Consider the following 25,486-nt stretch of genomic DNA (forward strand, 5'->3'; position numbering starts at 1 on the left):
GAAAGGCAGGGGAGGGGTGAGGGGCCTGTATGGTTATGCAGGCGGGCCGGGGCAGGCGTCCTGGCGGAGCGCGGCCTGCTGGCGCTCCAGGTGCTCCCACCCTGCACCATCGTCTGGGAAGTGCAGGCCCCCGGCTTCGGCCTCTCGAAGGACCTGAGCGGCCGCTGCCGGATCGCCGCCCCGGACGACGGCGTACCGTCGAATTCGCGGAACTCAGCCCGGCGTTCTCTGTGCGTTCTCTGTGCAGACCGGCCTCGACGCATCTGCAGGAGGCACATCCGGGAGCTGCGGCCGGGCCTGTCTGCCGGTGCCGTGCGCGGCTCTCATGTCGGCACGGTTCGTGAGCTGCGGCTGAGACGGTGAAGTTCTCCCCCCGCCGCCTCACCGGGCTGGGGGGGTGAAAAAAGCAAGGGCGGACCGCGTCTGATGCCCGCGCGCTGCACTGAAAATGCTGTGCTGAAGGGCGATTCTCTGTGTTTTTAGTACGGTGCATGAATTGCCCTGTAAGTTCCGATTCAGAATTTCTAAGGGCCTCGTCAGCTTGCCGCACCTATACTCGTCTCATGAAGAAGACGCTGCTCACCCTGACCGCCCTCGCTGCCCTCGCCTCGACCGCTTCCGCCGCGAACTACATCGGCGGCTCCATCGGCTCCGGCGCGACCATCCACTACCAGAGCGACCTGACCTCCACCTCGGCGGTCCGTTACGGCCTGAACCTGTCCTTCGTGGGCCTCAGCTCCAGTGGCCTGACCCTCGGCGGCGGCGTGGACTACCTGAACGACGTCAGCAACCAGGGCTTCGGCGGCCTGAACCCCTACTACGGCTTCGGTCTGGACGCGGGCGTCGCACTCGGCAGCGTCACCGGCGTCAGCATCTACCCGCACGTCCTGGGCGGCCTGAAGTACAACGTCTCCACCCCCCTCAGCGTCTTCGGTGAGCTGAGCGCCGGCCCCAGCATCACGGTCGCCAACAGCAACACCGGCATCGGCTTCGGCTACGGCGCCCGCATCGGCGTGAACTACCGCCTGAACTGATCTCCCGTTCAGAGGCTCCCCCCAGAGCACAGCACCCCGGCCAGCGCGCCGGGGTGTTCTGTTGTGCTCGGCGCGCGGCGGTATCCAGATTTGTCCAGACGGCCCGCTTGCCGTCTGGGGCGTGCGGGGCCACAGTGGGCGCATGCCGACCCTGCACGCGCGTTCTGCCCTGGCGGCCGAGAGCATCTTCTCGGTCATGAGTCGCCTCGCCGTGCAGCACGGCGCCGTGAATCTCGGGCAGGGCTTTCCGGCCGGGGCGCCGCCGGACTTCCTGCTGGACGCGCTGCGGGCGGGGGCGGGCGTCACGGACCAGTACACGGCCCCGGCGGGCCTGCCTGCCCTGCGCGAGGCGCTCGCGGCGGACCTGGGCGTGCGGTCGGAGCAGGTGAGCGTGACGTGCGGCGCGACCGAGGCGCTGCATGCCCTCGCGGACGCGCTGTACGGGCCGGGCGACGAGGTGCTGATGTTCGAGCCGGTGTTCGACGTCTACCGCCCGCAGGCGCAGCTGAGCGGCGCGCGGCCCGTGCCCGTCCCCATGACGCTCACGCGGGACGGGTGGAGTCCGGACCTGGACGCGCTGGAGCGGCTGGTCACGCCGCGCACGCGGGCGCTGCTCGTCAACAACCCGCACAACCCGACCGGGCACGTGTTCACGCCGCAGGAACTCGCGCGGCTGGTGGACGTGGCGCGCACGCACGACCTGTGGATCGTGGCGGACGAGGTGTACGACGAGCTGTACTTCGCGGGGCCGCCCACGCCGCTGCGGACGCTGGCGCCGGAGCGGACGTTCACGGTCGGCAGTGCCGGGAAGCGCCTGGAGGCGACCGGGTGGCGGGTCGGGTGGGTGGTGTCGCCGGTGGGCGTGTCGCCGGGCGTGTCGGGCCTGCATCAGTGGGCGACGTTCTGCGCGCCCGCACCGCTGCAGGCGGCGGTCGCGGCGGCCCTGCCGGTGGCGCGGGCGCGGGACTTCTACGGGGAGCTGCGCGCGGCGTACGGGGCGCGCATGCGGCTCCTCGCGAGTGGGCTGCGGGCCCTGGGGCTGGAGGTGCAGGTGCCGGGCGGCACGTATTTCCTGACGGCGCTCGCGCCGGGAGTGGACGCACGGCGGCTGGTGGAGGAGGGCGGCGTGGCCGTCATTCCGGGGGACGCGTTCTACGCGCAGGGGGCGGCGCCGGAGGGGCTGGTGCGGCTGGCGTTCTGCAAGCCGCAGGAGGAGATCCTGCGGGCCCTGGAGCGGCTGGAGGCGTACCTGGGTGCCTGAGGTCTGGAGGGGCGTGACCGGAACGTGATCCCGGCTTGCATAGCTATGCGGTACGGGCGTATATTCATTCAAAGAATGACCGCCCTGCCCCTCCGACGCTGACGCCCGCCTCCTCCCGCCACGGGAACAGAGGCCGCGCCGACACGCCCGGAGGGGCTCGTGCTGCCGCCCCACACCCGGCCCACGCACGCCCCACCCGCACCGCCCGCACAGGGGCAGACACACCGCACCCGAAGACAGGAGAGAATACCCCCATGACCCAACCCACCACCGACCAGACCGCCCGCAAAGACAAGATCGTGCTCGCGTACAGCGGCGGCCTCGACACCAGCATCATCCTCAAATGGCTGCAGACCGAGAAGAACTACGACGTGGTCTGCTTCACCGCCGACCTCGGCCAGGGCGACGAGGTCGAGGAAGCCCGCGTCAAGGCCCTCAACACCGGCGCCGTCGCCGCCTACGCCCTCGACCTCAAGGAAGAGTTCGTGCGCGACTACGTGTTCCCCATGTTCCGCTCCTCGGCCCTGTACGAGGGCTACTACCTGCTCGGCACCAGCATCGCCCGGCCCCTCATCGCCAAGAAGATGGTCGAGATCGCCGCGAAGGAAGGCGCGGTCGCCGTGTCGCACGGCGCGACCGGCAAAGGCAACGACCAGGTCCGCTTCGAGATGACCGCCTACGCCCTCAACCCCGACATCGTCACCGTCGCCCCCTGGCGCGACTGGACCTTCCAGGGCCGCGCGGACCTCGAAGCGTTCGCCCGCGAGCACGGCATTCCCGTCCCCACCACCAAGAAGGACCCCTGGAGCACCGACGCGAACATGCTGCACATCAGCTACGAGGGCGGCATCCTCGAAGACCCGTGGGCCGAACCGCCCGCGCACATGTTCAAGCTCACCGTGGACCCCGCCGACGCGCCCGCCGACGCCGAGTACGTCGAGATCGAATTCGAGGCCGGGAACCCCGTCGCCATAGACGGCGAACAGCTGAGCCCCGCCAGCCTGCTGGCGAAAGCCAACGCGCTCGCCGGACGGCACGGCGTGGGCCGCCTCGACCTCGTCGAGAACCGCTTCGTCGGCATGAAATCACGCGGCGTGTACGAAACGCCCGGCGGCACCCTCCTGTACCACGCCCGCCGCGCCGTCGAGAGCCTCACGCTCGACCGCGAGGTCCTGCACCAGCGCGACCAGCTCGCCCCCAAGTACGCCGAACTCGTGTACAACGGCTTCTGGTTCGCGCCCGAACGCGAGGCGCTGCAGGTGTACTTCGACCACGTCGCGGCCAGCGTGACCGGCACGGCCCGCATCAAGCTGTACCGCGGCAACGCCACCGTCGTCGGCCGCAAGGCCCCCGCCAGCCTGTACGACAAGGACCTCGTCAGCTTCGAGGCGGGCGGCGACTACAACCAGCACGACGCGGGCGCCTTCATCAAACTCAACGCCCTGCGCATGCGCGTCCAGGCCCGCGTGCAGGCCAAGGCGGGCAAGCAAGTCCAAGAGCAAGAGGCCTGAGTTGAACGCCCTGACGGACGTGGTGACGCAGGCCCTCCCGCGCCTGCACACCATCAGCGAGGACCGGGCCGCCTACACGCCCGCCCCGGACACCTGGAGCGCCAAACAGGTCCTCGGGCACCTGATCGACAGCGGCGTGAACAACCACGCCCGCTTCGTGCGGGCCGGGGCAGAAGACGGCCTGTCGCTGCCCGGCTACGACCAGAACGCCTGGGTCGCGGCGGGCGGCTGGCAGGACCGCCCCTGGACGGACCTCGTGACCCTCTGGACCGCGTACCAGACGCAGCTCGCGCACGTCATCGCGGGCCTGAACGACACGCAACGCGCCCACACCCTCAGCATCGGCGGCAGCGAGCGCGTGACCCTGGACTTCGTCGCGACCGACTACGTGCACCACCAACTCCACCACCTCGCGCAGATCTGGCAGAGGACCGGAGCATGACCCTCCCGGCCGGCTACACGGTGCGTGCCGCGGTGGTGGCCGACGCGGCACTGATCGCGGGGCAGCGGGAGGCGATGTTCGCTGATATGGGCACCGAGTACAGCGAGGCGGCCGCGAACTTCACGCCGTGGGTGGAGCGGCACCTGACGGCTGGGACGTACCTGGGCTGGCTGGTCGAGTCGGAGGGCGTGGTGGTGGCGGGCGCGGGCCTGATGATCCTCGACTGGCCGCCGCACTTCGTGGACCCGCAGCCGCTCCGCAGTTACCTGCTGAACGTGTACACGCAGCCCGCGCACCGTGGGCGTGGGCTGGCGCGGTCCCTGACGCAGCTGGCGATGGCGGAGACGCAGCGGCGCGGCATCCGCATCATGAGCCTCCACGCGTCCGAGTTCGGGCGGCCCGTATACGAGCGGCTGGGGTTCACGCCCACCAACGAGATGCGCGTCGTGCTGGAGCGCGCGTGACCGTCACCCTGCAGCCTGCCACGGCGGCCGACGCGCCCGCCGTGCACGCCGTCATGATGGCGGCCGGGATGGACCCGCGCAGCAGCTGGAGCCGCTCCACGGTCGCGGACGTGGCGTGGAGCCTCGGGACGGGCGGCGGGTTCCTGGCCGTGCAGGGGGGGCAGGTGGTCGGCTGCGTCGGGTACCGCCCGGACGGATTCCGCACCCTGACGCTCAACAAGCTGGCGACCGTGCCGCAGGTGCGCGGTCAGGGGATCGGCGCGGCCCTCGTGCGCGCCGTCGAGGAGCGCGCCCGGGCGGGCGGGTTCGGCCGGGTGCTGCTGGCCGTCAGCCAGTACAACCTGGGTGTCGTGCCGTTCTACGAGCACCTCGGGTACGTGGTCAGCGACGACCGTTACGCCTACGCGCACCCGGACAGCCCCGCGCCGGTGGTGCTGGTCAAGGGGACTGGAGGCCCGTCATGAACCGGAACGTCCTGCCGCTGTGTGCGCTTCTCCTGACCGTCTCGCTGGCCGCGTGCGCGCCGATGGCCGTCCGGACGGCCGGCGGCGCCACGGTGCGCCCTCACGGCGTGGCGGGATTCGCGGCGTTGTTCGTCACCCGGGTCCCCGCCGCGCAGATCACCGATCAGACGCCGGACAGCAGTTACGCCACCTTCGAAGGGTGCAGTCAGGTGGCCGTCCTGGTGCAGGACGTGCGTCAGCTGGGGCTGGACGCGTCGAGGCAGTTCTGCCTGGAGGCGGAGCGGAACATTCAGGCGACGACGTCGTTCACCCAGACCCTGGCGGTGTTCGCCTTCATTCCGGTGGGCGTGTTCCTCTACTACCTCTTTTCCACCTTCTTTCACGTGCTGGGGGGTTGACCGTGCCTTCCGTCCGTTCGCGACTTGGGGCCACCCCGTGATTCAGGAGATGCTGTGACCAACATTCAGGACAAGAAACTCTGGGGCGGGCGGTTCGCGGAGAGCACCGCGCCGCTGGTGGAGCAGTTCAACGCGTCGGTGGGCTTCGATCAGCGGCTCGCGGAGCAGGACATCCGGGGGAGTCTCGCGCACGTGGAGATGCTGGGCGCCTCCGCCATCCTGACGCCCGAGGAAGTGACGCAGATCGTGGATGGGCTGCACGTCATCCTGGCGGACATCCGGGCCGGGAACTTCGAGTGGCGGCTCGACCGTGAGGACGTGCACATGAACGTCGAGGCGGCGCTGCGGGACCGGATCGGGCCGGTGGCGGGCAAGCTGCACACGGCCCGCAGCCGGAACGACCAGGTGGCCGTCGACTTCCGGCTGTTCACGAAGGAGGCCGCCCTCACGCTGGCGCAGCTGACCCGCGAGCTGCGGCGCGTGATGGTGTCGGAAGCCGAGAAGCACCTGGGCGGCGCGGACGGTCAGCCGGTGATCCTGCCGGGGTACACGCACCTGCAGGTGGCGCAGCCGATCCTGCTGTCGCACTGGTTCATGGCGTACGCGGCCATGCTGGAGCGCGACGAGGGCCGCTTCCGTGACGCGGCCGAGCGCATGGACGAGTCGCCGCTCGGCAGTTCGGCGCTGGCGGGCACGCCGTGGCCCATCGACCGGCACGCCGTGGCGGCCGCGCTGGGCTTCGCGCGCCCCACCGCGAACAGTCTGGACGGGGTGGGCAGCCGGGATTTCGCGCTGGAGTTCCTGAGCGCGTGCAGCATCCTGATGGCGCACCTGTCGCGCCTGTCGGAAGAGACGGTGCTGTACTCCACCTTCGAGTTCGGCTTCCTGACGCTGCCGGACAGTCACACGACGGGCAGCAGCATCATGCCGCAGAAGAAGAACCCGGACGTGTCGGAACTCGCCCGCGGCAAGGCGGGGCGCGTGTTCGGGAACCTGATGGGCCTCCTGACGGTCGTGAAGGGCACGCCGCTCGCGTACAACAAGGACCTGCAGGAGGACAAGGAAGGCGTCTTCGACAGCTTCGACACCTGCAGCGTGGTGCTGCGCCTGTACGCCGAGATGCTCCCCAGGAGCGTGTGGCACGCCGAGACGACGCTGCGCGCGGCGGGGCGCGGGTACAGCACCGCCACCGACCTCGCCGATCACCTGGCGCGCTCGGGCGTGCCGTTCCGGGAGGCGCACGAGGTGGTGGGCGGCCTCGTCGGCACCGCGAGCCGCAGTGGCCGCCAGCTGTGGGAACTGACCGATCAGGAGATGCGGGACGCGCACCCCCTGCTGAGCGCCGGGGTGGCCGCCGCCCTGACCGTCGAGGCCAGCGTGGCCGGACGGCAGAGTTACGGCGGGACCGCGCCGGAACGCGTGCGGGAAGCCATCGACGCGGCGAAGGCGGGGCTGGCGGAGTGAAGGTCACGGTGAAGCTGGACGGGACGCTGCTGGGCGAACGGCAGCGGGAGTGGGCGTTCTTCCGGGCGAACCCGGACCGGAACCCCCTCTCCACCCGTGCCGGTTTCACGGACGCGGACGTGGTGCTGCAGAACGACCTGTGCGTGTACGTGCAGGACGCGCGCCACTCGGACGGGCTGCGGAGTGCCGGGTACATCGTCACGCGGGCGGTCAGGGAGACGGTGTTCGACCTGACGCCCGCCGAGGTGGTCGCCACGCACGCCCTGCTGGCCGAGGTGCGCGCCCACCTGGACCGCACGGTGCAGCCGGACGGGTACACGGTGGGCTGGAACGTGTTCCCGGCGGGCGGGGCGCACATTCCGCACGTGCACCTGCACGTCATTCCGCGCTGGAACACGGACCTCGCGGCGGGCGCGGGTGTCCGGTACTTCCTGAAGGCGGCGGCGCGGGAAGTGCAGCTTCGTGCGGCCGTGCCTGCCGACCTTCAGGCCATTCACGCCCTGATCCTGCAGGCCGGGCTGAGCAGCGACGCGGCCCGCATCACGGCGACGCTGGACGGCTGCTCGTACTGGCTCGCGGTGCAGGACGGTGAGGCGCTCGGTTGCGTCGGGCTGGAGCACGGGGAGGGGGCCAGCCTGCTGCGTTCCGCCAGCGTGTGCCCGGACCGGCAGGGGCAGGGCATCGGTGCGCGGCTCGCGCGGGCGGCACTGGACGCGGCGCGCGGCAGGGGAGACCGGGCCGTGTACCTGTTCTCCAGTCACGCCGGGCCGTACTGGGCGCGGCTGGGGTTCCGGGAGGTGCCGGTCGCGGAGGTCGCGGCGGCGCTGCCCGGCACGCCGCAGGTGAGGAGCGGCGAGTGCCGCGGGTGGCTGCGGCAGGAGACGGCGTGGAAGCTGGACCTGTCCGGCTGAACCGCACGCGGGCGTTGTCCTGCACGCCCCGGACCAAAAGATGCAAACTGACCTCAGCTTCGACTTCTTTCAGGAGGAACCACCATGACCGACGAACACACCAAGATCCGCGCCGCCACCCCCGCCGACTACCGTGCCGTGCTGAAGGTCATGCAGGACGCGGGCCTCGACACGGACGGCGTGATGGTGCTCGGCACGACGTACTGGCTGATGGAGCGCGACGGGGAACCGGTCGGCGCGATCGGGCTGGAGCACGGGGACGGCGTGTCGCTGCTGCGCGGCGCGGCCGTCACGCCCAGCGCGCGCGGTCAGGGCCTGGGGCGCGCCCTCGTGATGAGTGCCGTGACGCACGCGCAACTGCGGGGCGACAAGGCGCTGTACATGTTCAGCACGGGCGGCGACTGGGAGACGTTCGGGTTCACGCAGATTCCGCTCGCCATCGTGATGTCGGACATTCCCGACGCGCCGCAGGTCACGCACTACCGTCAGAGCGCGAACCGGCCCGGCGGCACCACCTGGATGCGCAGCCTGAGCTGACGCGCCCGCCCCGAGGGGGCCTGTTTCCTCCCGTGTCCGGCCGCGCATGTCTCTCGTGGCGGCTGGCCGGGCCGTCATTCCCTGAACTGGAGTACCACGTATGACCCTGTCACTTGAATCCATCATCATCCCTGACCTTCATCCGGACGCGCAGATCACGGTCCGCAAGGCCCGGCTGTCTGACCTGGAAGCCATTCACGAGCTGATCGGATACTGGGCGGCACGCGGGCAGATGCTGGTGCGGAGCCGGGCACTGCTGTCCGAAACCATCCGCGATTTCCATCTGGTGATCGCGGGTGAGCACGCGGAGCGGCCGGGCGGTCTGGCGGGCGTGTGCGGCCTGCACATGCTGGCTCCGGACCTCGCCGAGATCCGGGGGCTGGCGATCCACCCGGCCTTCCAGGGGCGGGGGCTGGGCAAGCTGCTGGTGGCCGCGTGCGAGCAGGAGGCGCGCGACATCGACCTGCCCGCGCTGTTCGCGTGGACGTACCAGCAGACTTTCTTCGAGAAGTGCGGCTTTCACCGCATCGAGAAGACGAACCTGCACCCGAAGGTGTGGAGCGAGTGCCAGCGGTGCGCGTTCTTCGAGAACTGCAACGAGATCGCCATGTACCGGGACTTACGGTGACCCATGTACCGGGACTTACGGTGAACCATGTACCGGGACTGACGGTGACCCATGGACCGGGACGTACGGTGAACCCCGTTCAGACTCGCGGCTCGGCGGGACGGGTGAGGGCCGGGCCGCACGGCCGCGTGGGTATGCTGGGTCTCATGAACCGCACGCGCCGCACCCTGACCCTCACCGCCCTGCTGTCCGGCGTCGCCGCTGCCGGCGCGTCCGGCGCGCCGCTCGCCGCCGACCTGCCCGCCGGGGCGCTCGTGACGCTCGAAACGCACGGCGCGTCCCCCACCTTCGGGCGCCTGACGGGCCTCCTGCAGAGCGCGGCACGGCTCGCGGGGGACGACGTGCCGGACCTGAACGCCGTCACGACGCTGCTCCCCTCCCTGCTGGACGGCACGCTCGGCAGGGAAGCGAGCGCCGGGCTGTACTCGGTCGGCACGGACCGTGGCGGGTACACCCCCGCCCTGCTCGCCGTGACACGCGTCACGCCGGACGTCGCCTCCTTCCTGAAGGACACGCTCCCGCGCCGCCGGGGCGCCGCGGTCGGACGGTACACCTTCACACGCAGCGGCTCCATGTTAGTCGGGATGTCCGGCGGACTGCTGTACGCCGCCAGCGACAAGACCCTCCTGATGGGCTACCTGGGTCGCCTGAGCGGCCGGAACGCGCCGCGCCTGAACGCGTCCCCGGCGTACACGCGCGCCACGGGCGCCGTCGGCCCGCAGGAACTCGGGGTGTTCCTGAACTTCTCGGCCGCCGCGAAGGTCGCGCGCGCCCAGCTGGGCCGGATGCTCGTCCCGCGCCTGCTGTCGCCGCTGGTGGACGCCCTCGACACGCTCGGGCAGTACGCGGCCGGATTCCACACCACCGAGGACGGCCTGCAGGGCGCGGCAGCCAGCGTCCCCAACGCCGCCGGGAAGGACGTGCCGCTGTACGGCCTGCTGACGCACACCACGGACTTCGCGGTGCAGGGCGTCGTGCCCGCCAGTGCCGAGTCCGTCACGGCGGCCGCGTGCGCGCCCGGCAGCAGCCGCTACCTCGCCCGCTGGCTGACGCGCGTGGACCTGCTCGACCCGTCCGGCTTCCTGACCGACAGTCAGATCGCCGATCACCTCGAACGGCAGGAAGCGTACCTGGGCGACGAGTGCGCGCAGGTGACGCTGGCAGGCAGCACCCAGGCCGCCCTGTCCGGCCGGGCCGCGCTGGCCGTCACGTACCGCCGCGTCACGGACCGCGCGCTCGCGGAACGCGAACTGCCGCTGTACGCCGCCTCGTACAACGCCGCGCTGCAGGGCGTGGCGGACCAGCTGCAGGGCCTCGTGGACCGTGCCCTGACGACCGGAACGGGCACCGGCACGCCGGGCAAGGGCCGTGACCCGCGCCGCGACAGCCGCGCCGGGGAACTGCAGGACTTGTTCGGCACGCAGCTCCGCAAGCTGCGGGACGCGCGCCTCGTGTACGCCTTCCAGGGCGACTACCTCGTCACGGCCAGCAGCGAGGCGGCCCTCGCGGCGGCCCTGGACGGCGCGCGCGAAGGCACCCTGGCGGACGACGCCGACTTCCGCGCCGCGAACCTCGTCACGAGCGGCGTGCCCGGCTGGACGTACGCCCGCGCGGGCGACCCCGTGCAGCCCGCGCAGCTTCTCGCCCTGCTGCGCACCTCGAGCGTCTCCGGCACCCTCACCACCGACGAGCTCGTGCCCGCCGCGCGCGTCCTGGCGGACCTCGTCAACCGCTACGGCGGCATGACGTCACAAAGTACCTTCTCGGATGGGGTCATCCTGAGTCGGTCCACCCTCCGCTACGCGTGGAAGTGACGCGGGCGTCCAGACGCCTGCACGCACCCCGCCGCCCGGACAGGTACACTCCTGCGGGGACCGACCGGCCCACATCCCATCAAACGCGGCCCGTGAGCCGCGAATGGAGCACACGATGATCAAGAAAGAACGCGCCATCCTCGCCCTCGAAGACGGCACCGTGTACCGCGGCTACGCCTTCGGCCACCGGGGCGAGACCGTCGGAGAAGTGGTGTTCAACACCAGCATGACCGGCTACCAGGAAATCATGACCGACCCCAGCTACAACGGGCAGATCGTGTGCATGACGTACCCGCACATCGGCAACTACGGCGTCGCCATCTACGACATGGAGAGCAACAAACCGTACGTGCGCGGCTTCATCGGCCGGGAATTCAGCGACGGGTACTCCAACTTCCGCGCGCAGCAGTCGCTGGAGAGCTTCATGCAGGACCACGGCATCGTGAGCATCCAGGGCATCGATACGCGCGCCCTGGTGCGCCGACTGCGGGAGGGCGGCGTCGTCAAGGGCGTCGTCGCGCACCGCAGCTTCACGCACCCCGAGGACCCGTACGGCGAGTTCTCCGCCGAGGAGGAACGCGCCCTGGTGGCCCGCGCCGTCGCGCACGACGACATCGACGGGCGCGACATGACGCCCGAGGTGACGACGCCCCTCCCGTACGCCTTCCCGACCCTGCGCGGCGGGAAACGCGTCGTCCTGATGGACTTCGGCATCAAGCACACCATCATCGAGCGCCTCTCCGAGGTCGGCATCGAACCGATCGTGGTGCCTGCCCACACCACGCCCGCCCAGGTGATGGCGCTGCAGCCGCACGGCCTGTTCCTGTCGAACGGCCCCGGCGACCCCAGCGCCCCGCAGTACGCGCACCGCACCGCGTGGGAACTGATGGGCCTGCTCCCCACCTTCGGCATCTGCCTCGGGCACCAGATCCTGGGCCTCGCGGCGGGCGGGCAGACGTACAAGATGAAGTTCGGTCACCGTGGCGGCAACCAGCCCGTCAAGAACCTCCTGACCGGCAACGTCGAGATCACCGCGCAGAACCACGGGTACGCCGTGGACCTTGCGACTGTCCCGGACGGGCAGTTCGTGGCGACGCACGTGAACCTCAACGACGGCTCGCTGGAAGGCATGGCGCACACGCGCTTCCCGGTGTTCAGCGTGCAGTACCACCCCGAAGCGTCGCCCGGCCCGCACGACAGCCGTTACCTCTTCGACCGCTTCATCGAGGAGATCGACGCCTTCGACGGCCCGACCGGCACGCCCGTCCAGAAGGCCTCCAGCGGCAAGTACGGCGTGTAGGCACGACTTCCGGCGACCGGAACTCGGAGTGCAGGAACCGCCACGCGCCACGGCGTGAAGCGGTGACGGGGGAGGGGAGGGGGGCCGCGTGCCGCCCGTCCTCCCGGCCTGCCGCGCGCCTGTTTCCGGGGCCACGCGCAGTGCTTACAATGTGCGGGTGACTGCAACGTCTTCCCCTCCCGCCGCTCCGGAAGCGGCGCCCCGGCCCTCACCCATCGCGGCCCGCCTGAGTCTGGCGTTCGCGGTCGTGGCGGTGCTGGGGCTGTTCCTGTTCCCGTACGGGACCTTCACCCGCAACTTCAACGCGGCGGCGACCCTGCAACGCTTCCCGGCGGGCGTCATGGACTACACGGGCTTCCCGCCGCAGAGCCTGCCGGTCGTGACGGCCTCTCTCACGGCAGGCTGGGTGGGGCTCGTCTCGCTGCTGCTCGTGGTCTTCGCCGCCGTGCGCCGTCAGGGCTGGCTGTGGGTGGCGGGCGCCGTCACGCTGATCTCGGCGGTGGCAGGCATCGCCCTGTGGGGCGGAGCGCTGACGGGCGCCACGAACGCCCTCCTCGCGCAGGGCGTCAAGCCGCGCCGGATTCCCTTCACGAGCGGCGGCGCGAACCTCGGGCTGGTCCTCATGCTGTTCGCGGGCCTCGTGAGCACCTTCGCGGGCCTCAGTCAGTTCCGGCCGTGGTGGGACCGCCTGAACCGCCTGCGTGGCCTGCTCGTGCCGGTCGTGGCGCTCGCGCTGTCCATCCTGGTGGGCGCCGTGGTGGTGCTCGTCGTGCAGCGCGTTCCCGCCGACCCGAGCGTCAAGCTGAACGTCATGAGCACCCTCATGGGCAAGGCGGACGTGGTGTGGTTCGTGTTCAGTTCGCTGTTCGCGCCGCTCAGCAGCCTGTCGGGCGCGGTGGACAGCCTGAAGCTCGCCACGCCGCTCATCTTCACGGGCCTGTCCGTCGCGTTCGCGTTCCGGGCGGGCCTCTTCAACATCGGCGCGTCCGGGCAGCTCACCATGGGCGCCATCCTGGCGACGCTGGTGGGCGTGTACGCGCCGCTGCCCGGCCCGCTCCTGATCGTGGCGTGCGTCCTCGCGGCCGCGGCGGGCGGCGCCGTGTGGGGCGCGATCCCCGGCCTGCTCAAGGCCCGCTTCGGGTCGAGCGAAGTCATCAACACCATCATGCTGAACTACATCGCCAGCGGCATCTTCGTGTTCCTGCTGGGCAGCAACACCTACAAGTTCTTCGGGCGTGACGTGACCATCCCCTTCAAGGCGGACGGCTCGAACCCCAGCAGCGAACTGCTGCAGCCGGGCGCGCAACTGCCGTCCATCCCGGCGCTGCTCGGCCTGACGCAGGCCGGTCCCGGCCACCTGACGCTCGGCCCGGTCTTCGCGCTCGCCGCGTTCCTCGGCGTGTTCTACGGGCTGCGCAACCGCTGGCGCGTCCCGCTCGCCGTGCTGGCCGCCGTGCTGCTCGGCGCGGTCACGTGGCGGGTCGGCGTGCCGCTGAACGTCGGCTTCGACCTCGTCAACAACCGCCTGAACGCCTCGCTGCTCATCGCGCTCGCGGCCGCCGTGGTGTTCAGCGTCCTGATGTGGCGCACCGCGACCGGCTACGCGCTGCGTGCCGTGGGCCTCGCGCCGCGCGCCGCCGAGTACGGCGGGATCAGCGTGGCCCGCAACACCATCCTCGCCATGACGCTCGCGGGCGCCTTCGCGGGCCTCGCGTCCACGCACTACGTGATGGGCGGCGCGCTCGACGAGTACCGCCTCAAGCAGAACCTTCCCGTGAACGTCGGCTTCGACGGCATCACGGTCGCCCTCGTCGGGCAGTCCACCCCGGTCGGCGTGGTGCTGTCCAGCGTGCTGTTCGGCACCTTCGACACGGGCGGCGTCGTCGTCAGCCAGAAGCTCGAAGGCGTCAACAAGGACCTCGTCACGGTCCTCAAGGCCCTCATCGTGCTGTTCATCGCGGCGGGCGGCTTCCTCAGCAAACGCGTCACGGACCCGCCGCCCCCGTCGCTCGTCCGCGCGGTGGACGCGGGCGTCAACGTCGACAAGGTCGCCGTCAAGGTCGAGCCCGGCACGGCCGCCGCGGTGCTGCCCGACGTGGGCGAGCACGTGGACCGCAAGCCCGGCCAGGGAGGCAACTGACATGGACTTCTTCCTGCAATTCCTGAGCGCCGCCTTCCTGGCGACCTTCATCCGCAGCACCGTCCCGCTGCTCCTCACGGCGCTCGGCGGCCTGTTCTCCGAACGCAGCGGCGTCGTGAACATCGCGCTGGAGGGCCTCATCATCTTCGGGGCGCTCACGGGCGCCATCGTCACGCAGAAACTCGACCCGTCGCTCGGCGCGCTCGCCCCCTGGGTCGGCTGGCTCGCCGGGATGATCGTGGCGGGCGCCATCGCCTGGGTGCACGCGGTCCTCAGCATCAAGTACCGCGCCGATCAGGTGATCAGCGGCACCGCCATCAACCTGCTCGCGTCGGGCGTGCCCGCCGTGGTCCTCACCGCGCTGTACGGCACCAGCTCCGACAGCCCGCCCGTCAAGCACAGCCTGCCGCTGTGGGGCTTCGGGGACCTGAAGTTCAGCCCGCCCGTGTACGTGGCGTTCCTGGCGGTCGCCGTGACGTGGTACGTCATGTACCGCACCCCGTACGGCCTGCGCCTGCGCGCCACCGGCGAGCACCCCGGCGCGGCCGCCAGCATGGGCGTCAACGTGCGCCGCGTCCGCTACAGCGCCGTGGTGCTGTCCGGCGTTCTGGGCGGCACGGCGGGCGTGTTCCTGAGCATCGGGAACCTCGACAGCTACGTGCGCAACATCTCGGCGGGCCTGGGCTTCATCGCGCTGGCCGCACTGATCTTCGGGCAGTGGAAGCCGCTCGGCGTGCTCGGCGCGACCCTGCTGTTCGGACTGCTGCAGGCCCTCTCCATCCAGCTGGACGGCAACGGCCTGCTGCCCAGCAGTCTGCTGCAGGTGCTGCCGTACCTCGTGACGATCATCGCCCTGATCTTCACCGGCAGCGGGGCCGCGCCGCGCGCCGCCGGGAAACCCTACGACGGCTGACGCCCGGCCCGCCCTCCGGGGCCGTGGTCACGGCCGGAGCGATGCTCTAGACTGACGTCCGAACCGCCCGGGGGCCTGCCGTCCACAGGTCCCGTTCAGGCTCCGACCTGTGCTGGTCCTCCGACCCAAGCGACACTCACCGGGCCCAGCCGACGCTGGCGTCTGCCACCAGGGAGAACAGTCTGATGAGCTTCGGGAATGAACTCAAGGCCGCACGCGAGGCGCAGGGCCTCGGCATTCAGGATCTGGCGCAGCGCACCAAGATCCGCGGCGACTACCTGCGCGCCCTGGAGGCCGAGGACCTCTCCGGCCTCCCGGAACGCACCTTCAGCCGCGCGTACGTGCAGCGCTACGCCCGCGAACTTCAGCTGGACGCCGCGCCCCTGCTGCGGGACTTCGACCGGCTGTCCCCGCAGCCGCCCGAACAGGTCAACACCCTGCGGCAGACGGCGACCCGCCCGCAGGGCGGCCGCCGGGCACGCGGGAACCCCGCCGGGCTGATCGGCGGTCTGGTGGGCGGCGTGCTGCTGCTCGCCCTGGCCGGGTACCTGGGGTACAGCGCGTACCAGTCGCGCAGCACCGTCGCCGCCACCGCCACGGACAGCGCGGCCGTCACGCCCAGCGCGAAGCAGGTGCGCCTGAGCCTGAGCAGCACGCCTGCCGGGGCGCGCGTGTACCTCGACAACCACTACCTGGGCCTCACGCCGCTGCGCGCCTTCCCGCTCGACGCGCGCGCCCAGGGCACGCTGCGCGTCGAGTACGGCGGGCGTCAGACGTACCAGCAGCCGGTGGACCTGCAGTCGGACCGCAACCTGAACATCAGCCTGACGCCCATGACGGCCGCCCAGCTCGCCGCGCAGGCCGCTGCCGCGAAGGCCGCCGAGACGGCCCGCAAGGCGCAGGCGGCTGCCCAGCAGGCCGCGCAGGTCGCCACCCAGGCAACTCAGGCGGCGCCCGCCACCCCGGCCACCGCCAGCTCAGGCGGCACGCAGGCCGCCCCCACCCCGCCCGTCCCCACCACCACCCCCTCTGCAACCACCGCCCCCGCAACCACCCCGGCGACCGGTACTCCTCCGGTGGGCGGCGTGCGCCTCAGCTGGACCGGCGCGTCCTGGACCCGCGTCACCAGCGCGGGCGGACAGGTGCTGTACGAAGGCATCCCCACTGCGGGCACCACCCGCGACTTCCCCAGCGGCATCCGCGTCCGCACCGGTTCCGCGGGCCTCGTGACCGCCACCGTCGGCAGCGGCCAGCCGCAGAAGCTCGGCGGGATCGGACAGGTCGTCACCCGCACCTTCTGACCCGGATGCCGGGCAGGCATCGATGCTGGCCCCCACGCGGGCTTCCCACGCTCCTCATGAGGCGGGGCTCCGGACGGGTGTCCGGGGTCCCGCCTCGCCGCGCGTTCACCCTTCCTTTGACCTCCCAGCGGGCCTCACGGACGCATGGTAGCGTGGCCCCGGAGGCTCTCATGTTGCCGCACTCACCCGACACCCCCAACCCGGACCCGTCCGCTCAGCAGACCTTCAGGCCCACGCCCGACAACGCCTTCCAGGCCGTGTGGCGCAACCCCTACGTGCGCGTCCCGGTGTTCCTGCTGCTCATCTTTCTCGCGTACCGCTTCTTCGGCATGGTGTCGCACGTGTTCGTGCTGGCCCTCGTGGCGTACATCGTCGCGTACCTCGCGCACCCCCTGCTGAACTGGCTGGTGGCGCGCCGCGTCCCGAGGTTCGTGGGCGTGCTGCTGGTGGTCGTCGTGATTCTGGGCCTGCTGGTGCTGGCCTCCACGCTGCTCGTCACGATCGTCACGCAGTTCTACGACCTCGTGCAGAAACTCCCGGAACTGTCCCGCAACGTCCTGGCGTGGTTCGACGGGCTCGCGCAGCGCTACACGTTCCTGCAGGGCATCGACCGGCAGGTGCAGGCCCTCACGGAGAACAGCGCGCAGACCCTCCAGAAGTACCTGCTGCCGTACCTGCAGAAGTACCAGAGCAGCCTGCTGGGCGGCATCTTCGGCGTGGCGAGCGGCGTCGCGGAGGGCTTCGCGACATTCATCCTGGCGATCTACATGATGCTCGACTACGAGAAGATCGGCCTGACGCTGCTGCGCATCTTCCCGCGCACGTGGCAGCCCTTCGTGCTGGACCTGAGCACCAGCGTCAGTACCGCCGTCGGCGGGTACCTGAAAGGTCAGCTGCTCATCGCGACCTTCGTGGGCGTGTTCATCGGGATCGGCCTGACGCTGGCGGGCATTCCCAGCGCGCCCGCCATCGGGTTCCTGGCGGCGCTGTTCAACATCGTGCCGTACCTGGGCGTCGTGATCAGCATCATTCCGGCGCTGCTGCTGGCCGCCACCACGAGCGCCGTCGTGCTGAAACTCATTCTGGTGGTCGTGATCTTCGTGGCCGCCAACCAGATCGAGGGGCACCTGCTGTCGCCCATCGTGCTCGGCAAGACCACGGACCTGCACCCCGTCACGGTCGTGCTGGCGATCCTGTCGGGCCTCGCCCTGTTCGGCATCGTGGGGGCGCTGGTGGCCGTGCCGCTCACGGCGCTCGTGAAACTGCTGCTGCAGGAGTACTACTACCCGAGCCGCGTGTACCGCGACGGGCCGTAACGGGCCGCGTCCGTCCGTGGGCGTGAAGTGGGCGTGGCCGGGAGGTCACGCCTACGTTCCTGTGGACTGCCCAGGGAGACGCCGCGTCATGCGGTTTTGATCCGATTCCAGGGATGCCGGAAACAGCGAAGGCATCCCTTCTTGGGCAAAACAGCGCCCTGCAGGACGCTTGCCCGCTTCCATCTCCTCAAAACCGTACTTTTTGGCGCTCGCTTCGCTCGGCTGAACTCTACAAGTTCAGCTCAAAACCGTATCAGTCGGGCTTGGCGCTGTTGTCCTCCCGGGCGGCCTGCAGCAGTTCCACCTGCCGTCCGTCCGGGTCGAGCACGAAGGCCATGGGGTTTCCGCCGGGGCTGAGCGTCAGTTCGCGCGAGAAGGTGACGCCCTGGGCGTTCAGATGACCCAGGCTGGCCGTCAGGTCCGGCAGGTGCAGCGCGACGTGTTCCATCCAGCTGTCCTGGGGCGCGGGCATTTCGCCCTCGGCCTGAATGAACTGCAGTTTGCCGCCGCCCGGAAAACTCAGCACCAGTCGCCGGAAGCCCTCGGCAGTCACGAGGTCCCGGCTGACCACCGCGCCCAGGCCGGTGTAGAAGGCGATGGTGGCGTCGGCGTCGCGCGTGAGGAAGGAGACGTGTTTCAGCATGGGAGGAGGGTAGCGCGTCCCGCGCGCGGCGCGCCTGAGGGACGGGGGCAGAGGGTCCAAATGTCTCGCCTGCCGCGTGACATGATGGCCGCATGGAATACCGCAAACTCCTCGGAACCGACCTGACCGTCTCAGCGGTGGGCTTCGGCGTCTGGACCGTGGGCACCACCTGGTGGGGCGTCAAGGATGAGGCGATGGGCAAACGGCTGCTGCGTCAGGCTTTTGAGCAGGGCGTGACGCTGTTCGACAACGGCGACACGTACGCGTCCGGCCGGGCCGAGGAGATGCAGCGCGAGGCGCTCGGCGACGTGCGTGACCGGATCGTGGTCGCCACGAAGTTCGGGTACGACATCTACAACAACCCCGAACGGCCCGGCCAGCAGGAACGCCCGCACGACTGGAGCCCCGCGTACCTCCGCAAGGCGCTGGAGGGATCGCTGCGGCGGCTCGGCACGGACCGCATCGACTACTACCAGCTGCACAACCCGCGCCTGGACGCCATCCGCAACGATGAGCTGTTTGCCGAGCTGGAAGCGCTCAAGTCCGAGGGCCTGATTCGCGCCTACGGCACCGCCCTCGGGCCGGCCCTGAACGAGCGCCAGATCGAGGAGGGGATCGCCAGTGTGAAGGAGCGCCGCGCTCCGACGCAGATCATCTACAACCTGCTGGAGCAGCTGCTGGGAGAGCCGATCCTGCCGGTGGCCGAGGAGGTCGGCGTGGGCGTCCTCGCGCGCGTGCCGCACGCGTCCGGGCTGCTGGAGGGGTACATGGACCTGAACACCACCTTCGAGCCGGGCGATCACCGCAACTGGCGCATGACCACCAACGAGAAACGCAAAGCGTGGATGGAGGACGGCCTGAAGAAGGTCGAGCTGCTGCAGCCGTTCCTTCAGGGCCGCCACATCGCGCAACTGGCCCTGCAGTTCGCGCTGCACAGCCCGGCGATGGCCAGCGTCATCCCCAACATCTACGACGAGGCGGGCCTGAACCTGTATACCAGCCTGGACAGCGTCGCCCCGCTGACCGAAGACGAGTACGGCCAGATCCAGTCGCTCTACGCCGACAATTTCGGTCTGACCACCAACCTGATCGGGGAGGTCGTGCGGTGAGCGCGCCGGAGAACAACCCTTCCCCGGAAGGCGCGGCCGAGCGGAGCATCACCGTCAGTATGCCGGCCCAGGCGACCGGCGCCGCCAATCCTGCCCAGGTGCCGGGCCAGACCCCGGAGGCGCCCGCCGCCCCGCCCCGCCCTCAGCGCCCGAAGATGATGGTGGACCTCGACCCGAGCGGGCAGGTCACGCAGAAGGAACCGGACCGCTCGCAGCGCCAGTACCTGAACTACGCCTTCTACAAGCTCGACCCGCAGTTCCGTCGCCTTCCGGCCGCAGAGCAGGCCGAACTGAAGGCCGAACTGCAGGCCGCCATCGAGGGCTGGACGGATGCGCCCCCCGCGAAGGGCCTGATCCTGCGGACGTACAGCACGGTCGGCACGCGCTCCGAGGCGGACTTCATGCTGTGGCGCATGGCCTTCGACCTGCGGGACTTTCAGGAGGCGCAGGCGCGCATCAACCGCACCCGCATGGGCGGGTACCTCACGCAGCCGCACAACTTCATCTCGATGCAGAAACGCAGCCAGTACGTGAACCGCATCGAGGGGTCCGGGCACGGCCTGGAACTCCTGCCCGGCCAGGGCAGTTACCTGTTCGTGTACCCCTTCGTGAAGACGCGCGCGTGGTATGACCTGTCCCCCCACTCCCGCCAGGGCATGATGGACGAACACATCTACGCGTCCGGTCCCTTCAAGGGCATCCGCCTGAACACCAGTTACAGCTACGGCATCGACGACCAGGAGTTCATCGTGGCCTTCGACAGCGAGTACCCGCAGGAGTTCGTGGACCTCGTGGGACGCCTGCGCTACACCGAGGCGAGCCTGTACACCCTGACGGACACCCCGATGTTCACCTGCATCAAGAAGGACGTGCCCGGCATCCTGGACGACCTCGCCTGAGCGGCCGGCGCGGGGCGGTGCGTGTTCCGCCCTGCGCCCGCAGGACATGCGGGCCGAATCCGGGTCAGGCGTGCGGATTCAGGTGCGCGTTCCGGAAACCGGACGAACGATCACTGACCGCGATCACTGACCGAAGTTCAGGCTGCCCTTGGCCACCAGGGGCAGCCTGACTTCGCGCTGCACGCCGCGCCGGTTCACGAGCAGCGTGACCGTCTCGCCGATCTTGCGGCGGCGGATCTCGAAGATGGCGTCGTCGGCACTGCGGACGCGCACGCCGTCCACCGACACGATGATGTCCCCGAAGCCGCGCACGGCGTCGTTCTGGTCGCGGGTCAGGCCGACCAGTCCGGCCTTCTCGGCGGGACTGCCGCGCACGACGTCACCGATCACGCCGCCGGGCGGGCTGCTGATCCCGTCGTGCGCCGTGTCGAAGTACAGGCCGACGGCGGGCACGTCGCGTTTCAGGCCGCCGCGCAGTTCTGTGATGAGCGTCTCGTTCCGCGTGACGGGCACGGCGTACGAGCTGAGCGTCTGCCCCTGCGTGTCGACGCGCACGTAACTGACGACCCCGATGGCCTCCCCGTCCGGGTTGAGGATCGGGCCGCCACTGTCGCCCGGCGCGAGCGGGGCACTCATTTCGAGGGTGCCTTCCGGGAAGTCCGCGCGGCCCGCCTCGGCGTTCAGGGCGAGGAGCCGCCCGCGCCTCGGCTGCAGGAAGTCGCCGCGCGAGTTCCCGACCGCGAGGACGCGCTCGCCCACGCGCGGCGTGACCTGCGCGAGCGGCAGGTACGGAACGCGGCCCCGCGTGTCGATCTTGAGGAGGGCGACGTCGGCGGCGTTGTCGAAGCCGACCACGCGCGCCGGGAACGCCTGATTGCTGACGGTCCGCACGCGAATGACGCGCGCGCCGTCCACGACGTGGTACGCGGTGAGCAGCAGCCCGTCCGCGCTGATGAAGAACCCGCTGCCGAGCCCGCCCGACCCGTCCTGCCCGAGCTGCTCGATCTGCACGCTGGCGGGCCGCACCTTCTCGAACAGCGCCCGCGCCTCAGGCGTGAGCGCCGTGGGGACCGGCACGACCGCCGCGTCCGGCAGGGCGGAGTGCGCCTGCGGGACGGGCGTGAACGGCCCCCCCCGGTTCCAGTCCGCCTGCGGAGACAGGTACGCCGTGAGCGCCCCGATCAGCAGGACGACGGGCCACGGTGAGAAACGCAGTCGGGACGGCATGGTGCGTGCACTGTAGCGGGTCGGGCCGGGGGGGACGGTGCGGGAATGAACAGTAATTCCGGCCCGGCAGGCACGAGGTTCCAGGGGGCGCGTCCGTCCGGCAATGCTGGGCGAGGGCGGGCACGTGGCGGACAGATGAGACGAACCTGACGGCGGCGCTGCTTATACTGCGGACATGGGATTCCTCGATCAGCTCAAGAGCGGCCTGAAGAACCTGAGCAGCGACCTCTCCGTGCAGGTGTCGAAGTTCAAGAGCGCCGACTTCGCAGACGCGAGCATGGCGATGTGTGCGCTGATCGCCGCGGCGGACGGCAGCATCAGCCCCGACGAGAAGCGCAAGATGGCCGGGTTCATCAGCACGAACGACACCATGAAGGTGTTCCCGGCCGCGGACCTGAAGGCGCGCTTCGACAAGTACGCCGACAAGCTGATCGCGGACTTCGATTTCGGGCGGATCGAGGCGCAGCAGGCGATCGGGAAGCTGCGCAACAAGCCGGACCAGGCGCGAGCCGTGATTCAGCTCGGCATGATCATCGGCGGCGCGGACGGGAATTTCGACGAGTCGGAACGGGCGGCCGTGCGGGCCGTCGCGCTCAGCGTGAGCCTCGACCCCGCCGAGTTCGGCGTCTGAACAGCGTTCCGGTGACGCCCGCCTCGTGAGGGAGCGTCACCGGTCGGCGGCAGGGTTCGGCTGAACGGCGCGCCTGAAGCGCAGGGATGACGGCGCGGTTCCCGGTGTGGGGCCGCGCCGTCATCCCTGCCGTGCTCGCCTGTATTTTGTTCGTCTGGCGGGCGTCGCCGGTCAGGGGCCTGCGGTGACGATCACGATGTGGTCCGGGTCGAGGAGGGTGCGGGCGGCGGCGTTCACGTCCTGCAGCGTGACGGCCGCGACGCGCTGCCGGTACGCCTGCAGTTCGTCGAGCGGCAGGCCGAGGGCGGCGAAGCCGGTGAAGGTGCCGGCGAGCGCGGCGGGGCTGGAGAGGCCGACGGTGAAGCTGCTGCTGAGGGTGTTGCGGGCCGTGGCGACCTCCGTCTCGGTCAGGCCGTCCCGGGCGACGCTGCGGATGAGGTTCAGGGCGGCCTGCACGGCCCGGTCGGTGTCGGCCGGGTTGGTCTGCAGCGTGACGACGAAGGGGCCGGGCACGCGGCCTGCGCTGAAGCCGGAGCTGACGCCGTACGTGAGGCCCTGCTTGTCGCGCAGTTCGGTGCCGAGGCGGCTGGAGAGCGTGTCGCCGCCCAGCACCTGATTGAGGACCAGGGACGCGTAGTAGCGCGGGTCGCGCCGGTCGATGCTCTGGTACCCGAGGTACGTGACGGCCTGCGTCTTGCCGTTCAGGGTGGGGTGCGCGCGCACGACGCCCTGCGGCGCGGGGACGGTGGGGTACGTGACGGTGGGGGCCGTGCCGGTCGCGTTCCAGCTGCCGAACTTCTGCCGGATGAGCGTCCTGACCTGCGCGGGGTCGAAGTTCCCGACGAGCGTGACGACCGTGGTGTCGGGCCGGTAGTGCGCGCGGTAGAAGGCCGTCAGGTCCGGCTGCGTCAGGGCGCTCAGGGTGGGCTGCGTGCTGAACACCTGCCAGGGGTTCCCGGCGGGGTACACGGTCTTGCGGAAGGTGCGCTGCGCGACGCTGCCGGGGTCGTCGTCCGCCTGCCGGACGCCCTGCACGGCGCGCGCCCGGCTGAGCCGGAACTGCTCGGCGGGGAAGGTGGCGTGCTGCAGGATGTCGGACAGCCCTTCGAGGAGCGTGCCGAGGTCCGCGCTGAGGCTCGCCCCGCCGATCTGCACCCCGAACCGGCTGGCGCTGGGGGAAAGCTGCGCGCCCACCCCGTCGAGCAGGTGCGCGAGGGTGGCCTCGTCCCGGGTGGCGGTGCCGGACAGCAGGTTCCCGGCGACGAGATCCGCGAGTCCGGCGGTGGCGTCCGTGTCGTACTCGCGTCCGGCGCGCACGTCTGCGCTCAGGCTGACGGTGGGCGTGCCGGTGTCGCGCAGCAGCAGCACCGTCAGGCCGTTCGGCAGGCGGTACGTGTCCGGCAGCGTGACGGCCCGGCTCCCGGCGGGCGGGCTGGGCGGCAGGTAGCGGGCCACTTCGGCCGGATCGACAGGCGGGCCCGCGTTGAAGCTCTCCTGCGTGGCGCCGGTCGCGGCGCTGCCCTGAGCTTCCTGTGCGGCGGTAGGTTCGAAGAACCCGGCGGTGCGGCTCGCGTCCTGCAGGTACGTGCGCGCGACGCGCTGCACGTCGGCAGGCGTGACGCGCGCCACGGCCGCCAGGAACCGGTCCGTGTACCGGTAGTCGCCCGCGGTGGTGGCGTCCATCCCGAGGGACGTGGCCTGCGCGTCCACCGACACGCTGCCGAGCACCTCGCCCGCGCGAATCTGCGTGATGGCCTCGCGCACCTCGGCGGCACTGACGGGGCGTTCGCGCACGTCCCGCAGGGCGGCCAGCAGGGCGCGGTCCACGTCCTGCACGGTCTTTCCGGGCGCAGGCGTGAAGTTGAAGTCGTACCACCCGCCGCGCAGGAAGGTGTTGGGGCTCGTCCCGCCGTCCGCGGCGAGACCCGACTCGAACAGCGCCCGGTACAGGCGACTGGTGCGCCCGGACAGCAGCACGTAGTCCAGCACGCGCAGGGCGGGCACGTCGGGGCTGTTCACGTCCGGCAGCGGGTACACGGCGCTCAGGAGGGGCGTGGCGCCCGGTTCGCGCAGCGTGATGGGTGTGGCGTGGCCGCCCCGGCCGAGCGTGCCCTCGCCCTTCCCGCCCGCGTCCGGCGCGGCGAGCGGCGCGGACACCGTGACGGGCTTCGTGCCGGGGCGGCCCAGCGTCCCGAACAGCTGCCGGACCTGCGCGAGCATCGCGTCCGTCTGGAAGTCCCCCACGATCACCAGCGTCGCGTACTCCGGCGCGTAGTACTTCCGGTAGTACGCCCGCACCCGGTCCGCCGTGAACCCCTCGATGTCGCGGCGCGTGCCGCCCACCGTCAGCCCGTACGGCGAGCCGGGGAACGCGGCCGCCTGCACCGCCCGGCTCAGGCGGTACTGCGGGTCGTTCTCGTCACCCTCGATCTCGGACAGCACCACGCGCCGCTCGCCCGCGAGGCGCTCCGGGTCGATCACGGCATTCACCATCCGGTCTGCTTCGAGCGCCAGGGCCGCGCCCGCCTTCTCGCGCTCCACCGTCTCGTGGTACGCCGTCTGATCGTACGCGGTGAAGGCGTTGAAGTCCGCGCCGAGCGCGCCCAGCAGCCGCCCGAACTGCACGGGCCGCGACGCCGTGCCCTTGAACAGCATGTGCTCCAGCTGGTGCGCGATGCCGTTCACGCCGGGCGCCTCGTTGCGCGACCCGATCCTGTAGAACACTTGCACACTCACCACGGGCGCGCCGTGCACCTCCTTCGTCAGCACCGTCAGGCCGTTCCCCAGCACCGTCTGCCGCACGCCCGCACTCGTCACCAGCACCGGCAGCGGCGCCACGCCCGCCTGCACTGTGCCCGCCTGTCCCTGGCCCGCCTGCACCGCAGCGCCGAACGCGGCACTCCCCCCGCCCGACCCGAGCAGCAACGACAACCCCAGCATCACGGCACGGCGGTTCAGCGGTGCCCTTCTCATCAGCGTCATTCGGTGACCTCCTGTCCGTGCAGGCGCTTCACGGCCGCGCCCGGCGCACGCCAGCACAGCATAGGCCGCCCGCGGCCGCGCGAGTGCAGCGGCCGCC

23 protein-coding genes are annotated in these 25,486 nt (G+C 70.6%); 20 read left to right on the forward strand and 3 right to left on the reverse strand.

Annotated features, from left to right (window positions below; translation table 11 throughout):
- Positions 1–563: 563 nt before the first annotated feature.
- The 17 genes from IEY33_RS12225 to IEY33_RS12310 all read left to right on the forward strand — a co-directional run bounded on the left by IEY33_RS12225 (position 564) and on the right by IEY33_RS12310 (position 17,898).
- Positions 564–1,034, forward strand: a complete 471-nt coding sequence (locus IEY33_RS12225) for a hypothetical protein (RefSeq protein ID WP_188963561.1) — start codon at positions 564–566, stop codon at positions 1,032–1,034.
- 142 nt (positions 1,035–1,176) lie between these two features.
- Positions 1,177–2,295, forward strand: a complete 1,119-nt coding sequence (locus tag IEY33_RS12230; RefSeq protein WP_188963562.1) for a pyridoxal phosphate-dependent aminotransferase — start codon at positions 1,177–1,179, stop codon at positions 2,293–2,295.
- Positions 2,296–2,549: 254 nt separating this feature from the next.
- Complete coding sequence (locus tag IEY33_RS12235) at positions 2,550–3,806, forward strand: argininosuccinate synthase (protein WP_188963563.1); 1,257 nt, start codon at positions 2,550–2,552, stop codon at positions 3,804–3,806.
- A 1-nt stretch (position 3,807) separates the two neighbouring features.
- Entirely contained in the window at positions 3,808–4,248 is a 441-nt protein-coding gene (locus IEY33_RS12240; RefSeq protein ID WP_188963564.1) for a DinB family protein, read from the forward strand.
- On the forward strand, positions 4,245–4,712 hold the full coding sequence (locus IEY33_RS12245; RefSeq protein WP_188963565.1) for a GNAT family N-acetyltransferase: 468 nt from the start codon (positions 4,245–4,247) through the stop codon (positions 4,710–4,712). Before IEY33_RS12240 ends, IEY33_RS12245 begins: the two co-directional genes overlap by 4 nt.
- Positions 4,709–5,176 carry a GNAT family N-acetyltransferase gene (locus tag IEY33_RS12250; protein WP_229670980.1) on the forward strand — a complete coding sequence of 156 codons (468 nt, stop codon included), beginning with the start codon at positions 4,709–4,711 and terminating at the stop codon, positions 5,174–5,176. Before IEY33_RS12245 ends, IEY33_RS12250 begins: the two co-directional genes overlap by 4 nt.
- The gene (locus IEY33_RS12255; protein ID WP_188963566.1) at positions 5,173–5,574 is read left to right on the forward strand and encodes a hypothetical protein; all 402 of its coding nucleotides are present in this window, start codon (positions 5,173–5,175) and stop codon (positions 5,572–5,574) included. Before IEY33_RS12250 ends, IEY33_RS12255 begins: the two co-directional genes overlap by 4 nt.
- Before the next feature lie 54 nt (positions 5,575–5,628).
- Positions 5,629–7,038: an argininosuccinate lyase gene (argH, locus tag IEY33_RS12260; RefSeq protein ID WP_188963567.1), complete on the forward strand. Its 1,410-nt coding sequence runs from the start codon at positions 5,629–5,631 to the stop codon at positions 7,036–7,038.
- A complete protein-coding gene (locus tag IEY33_RS19330) occupies positions 7,035–7,949 on the forward strand; it encodes a GNAT family N-acetyltransferase (RefSeq protein ID WP_229670981.1) in 915 nt (304 codons plus the stop codon). The genes argH and IEY33_RS19330 overlap by 4 nt, the downstream gene beginning before the upstream one ends.
- A gap of 84 nt (positions 7,950–8,033) precedes the next feature.
- Positions 8,034–8,486, forward strand: a complete 453-nt coding sequence (locus IEY33_RS12275; RefSeq protein WP_188963568.1) for a GNAT family N-acetyltransferase — start codon at positions 8,034–8,036, stop codon at positions 8,484–8,486.
- Positions 8,487–8,586: 100 nt separating this feature from the next.
- Positions 8,587–9,114 carry an N-acetyltransferase gene (locus IEY33_RS12280; protein ID WP_188963569.1) on the forward strand — a complete coding sequence of 176 codons (528 nt, stop codon included), beginning with the start codon at positions 8,587–8,589 and terminating at the stop codon, positions 9,112–9,114.
- A gap of 146 nt (positions 9,115–9,260) precedes the next feature.
- Positions 9,261–10,928, forward strand: a complete 1,668-nt coding sequence (locus IEY33_RS12285) for a hypothetical protein (protein WP_229670982.1) — start codon at positions 9,261–9,263, stop codon at positions 10,926–10,928.
- A gap of 115 nt (positions 10,929–11,043) precedes the next feature.
- Positions 11,044–12,228: a glutamine-hydrolyzing carbamoyl-phosphate synthase small subunit gene (gene carA / locus IEY33_RS12290; protein WP_188963570.1), complete on the forward strand. Its 1,185-nt coding sequence runs from the start codon at positions 11,044–11,046 to the stop codon at positions 12,226–12,228.
- A 157-nt stretch (positions 12,229–12,385) separates the two neighbouring features.
- Entirely contained in the window at positions 12,386–14,368 is a 1,983-nt protein-coding gene (locus IEY33_RS12295) for an ABC transporter permease (protein WP_229670983.1), read from the forward strand.
- Position 14,369: 1 nt separating this feature from the next.
- Positions 14,370–15,281 (forward strand): ABC transporter permease, encoded by a 912-nt coding sequence (locus IEY33_RS12300; RefSeq protein WP_188963571.1) that lies wholly within the window; start codon positions 14,370–14,372, stop codon positions 15,279–15,281.
- Positions 15,282–15,466: 185 nt separating this feature from the next.
- The gene (locus IEY33_RS12305) at positions 15,467–16,582 is read left to right on the forward strand and encodes a RodZ domain-containing protein (protein WP_188963572.1); all 1,116 of its coding nucleotides are present in this window, start codon (positions 15,467–15,469) and stop codon (positions 16,580–16,582) included.
- A 170-nt stretch (positions 16,583–16,752) separates the two neighbouring features.
- On the forward strand, positions 16,753–17,898 hold the full coding sequence (locus IEY33_RS12310) for an AI-2E family transporter (RefSeq protein WP_188963573.1): 1,146 nt from the start codon (positions 16,753–16,755) through the stop codon (positions 17,896–17,898).
- Positions 17,899–18,151: 253 nt separating this feature from the next.
- Here IEY33_RS12310 and IEY33_RS12315 read toward each other — a convergent pair whose 3' ends face one another.
- Positions 18,152–18,541 carry a VOC family protein gene (locus tag IEY33_RS12315; protein ID WP_188963574.1) on the reverse strand — a complete coding sequence of 130 codons (390 nt, stop codon included), beginning with the start codon at positions 18,539–18,541 and terminating at the stop codon, positions 18,152–18,154.
- 92 nt (positions 18,542–18,633) lie between these two features.
- Between IEY33_RS12315 and IEY33_RS12320 the strand changes: the two genes are divergently transcribed.
- Positions 18,634–19,650 (forward strand): aldo/keto reductase, encoded by a 1,017-nt coding sequence (locus IEY33_RS12320; protein WP_188963575.1) that lies wholly within the window; start codon positions 18,634–18,636, stop codon positions 19,648–19,650.
- Positions 19,651–19,805: 155 nt separating this feature from the next.
- On the forward strand, positions 19,806–20,549 hold the full coding sequence (locus IEY33_RS12325; protein ID WP_188963647.1) for a chlorite dismutase family protein: 744 nt from the start codon (positions 19,806–19,808) through the stop codon (positions 20,547–20,549).
- A gap of 123 nt (positions 20,550–20,672) precedes the next feature.
- Here IEY33_RS12325 and IEY33_RS12330 read toward each other — a convergent pair whose 3' ends face one another.
- Positions 20,673–21,776, reverse strand: coding sequence for a S1C family serine protease (locus IEY33_RS12330; RefSeq protein ID WP_188963576.1), 1,104 nt, complete (start codon positions 21,774–21,776; stop codon positions 20,673–20,675).
- A 175-nt stretch (positions 21,777–21,951) separates the two neighbouring features.
- On the opposite strand from IEY33_RS12330, the gene IEY33_RS12335 reads away from it, so the two are divergent.
- Positions 21,952–22,407: a tellurite resistance TerB family protein gene (locus IEY33_RS12335; RefSeq protein ID WP_188963577.1), complete on the forward strand. Its 456-nt coding sequence runs from the start codon at positions 21,952–21,954 to the stop codon at positions 22,405–22,407.
- A 171-nt stretch (positions 22,408–22,578) separates the two neighbouring features.
- Here IEY33_RS12335 and IEY33_RS12340 read toward each other — a convergent pair whose 3' ends face one another.
- Complete coding sequence (locus IEY33_RS12340; protein WP_229670984.1) at positions 22,579–25,389, reverse strand: M16 family metallopeptidase; 2,811 nt, start codon at positions 25,387–25,389, stop codon at positions 22,579–22,581.
- Positions 25,390–25,486 lie beyond the last annotated feature (97 nt).

The organism is Deinococcus aquiradiocola (genome assembly GCF_014646915.1).
Taxonomy (GTDB): Bacteria; Deinococcota; Deinococci; order Deinococcales; family Deinococcaceae; genus Deinococcus; species Deinococcus aquiradiocola.

Bases quoted from the DNA above. Each gene is read 5' to 3' on its own strand.
- IEY33_RS12225 (WP_188963561.1), top strand. From the start codon at position 564: ATGAAGAAGACGCTGCTCACCCTGACCGCCCTCGCTGCCCTCGCCTCG.
- IEY33_RS12230 (WP_188963562.1), top strand. From the start codon at position 1,177: ATGCCGACCCTGCACGCGCGTTCTGCCCTGGCGGCCGAGAGCATCTTC.
- IEY33_RS12235 (WP_188963563.1), top strand. From the start codon at position 2,550: ATGACCCAACCCACCACCGACCAGACCGCCCGCAAAGACAAGATCGTG.
- IEY33_RS12245 (WP_188963565.1), top strand. From the start codon at position 4,245: ATGACCCTCCCGGCCGGCTACACGGTGCGTGCCGCGGTGGTGGCCGAC.
- IEY33_RS12255 (WP_188963566.1), top strand. From the start codon at position 5,173: ATGAACCGGAACGTCCTGCCGCTGTGTGCGCTTCTCCTGACCGTCTCG.
- IEY33_RS12275 (WP_188963568.1), top strand. From the start codon at position 8,034: ATGACCGACGAACACACCAAGATCCGCGCCGCCACCCCCGCCGACTAC.
- IEY33_RS12280 (WP_188963569.1), top strand. From the start codon at position 8,587: ATGACCCTGTCACTTGAATCCATCATCATCCCTGACCTTCATCCGGAC.
- IEY33_RS12285 (WP_229670982.1), top strand. From the start codon at position 9,261: ATGAACCGCACGCGCCGCACCCTGACCCTCACCGCCCTGCTGTCCGGC.
- carA (WP_188963570.1), top strand. From the start codon at position 11,044: ATGATCAAGAAAGAACGCGCCATCCTCGCCCTCGAAGACGGCACCGTG.
- IEY33_RS12300 (WP_188963571.1), top strand. From the start codon at position 14,370: ATGGACTTCTTCCTGCAATTCCTGAGCGCCGCCTTCCTGGCGACCTTC.
- IEY33_RS12305 (WP_188963572.1), top strand. From the start codon at position 15,467: ATGAGCTTCGGGAATGAACTCAAGGCCGCACGCGAGGCGCAGGGCCTC.
- IEY33_RS12310 (WP_188963573.1), top strand. From the start codon at position 16,753: ATGTTGCCGCACTCACCCGACACCCCCAACCCGGACCCGTCCGCTCAG.
- IEY33_RS12315 (WP_188963574.1), bottom strand. From the start codon at position 18,541: ATGCTGAAACACGTCTCCTTCCTCACGCGCGACGCCGACGCCACCATC.
- IEY33_RS12320 (WP_188963575.1), top strand. From the start codon at position 18,634: ATGGAATACCGCAAACTCCTCGGAACCGACCTGACCGTCTCAGCGGTG.
- IEY33_RS12325 (WP_188963647.1), top strand. From the start codon at position 19,806: ATGATGGTGGACCTCGACCCGAGCGGGCAGGTCACGCAGAAGGAACCG.
- IEY33_RS12330 (WP_188963576.1), bottom strand. From the start codon at position 21,776: ATGCCGTCCCGACTGCGTTTCTCACCGTGGCCCGTCGTCCTGCTGATC.
- IEY33_RS12335 (WP_188963577.1), top strand. From the start codon at position 21,952: ATGGGATTCCTCGATCAGCTCAAGAGCGGCCTGAAGAACCTGAGCAGC.
- IEY33_RS12340 (WP_229670984.1), bottom strand. From the start codon at position 25,389: ATGACGCTGATGAGAAGGGCACCGCTGAACCGCCGTGCCGTGATGCTG.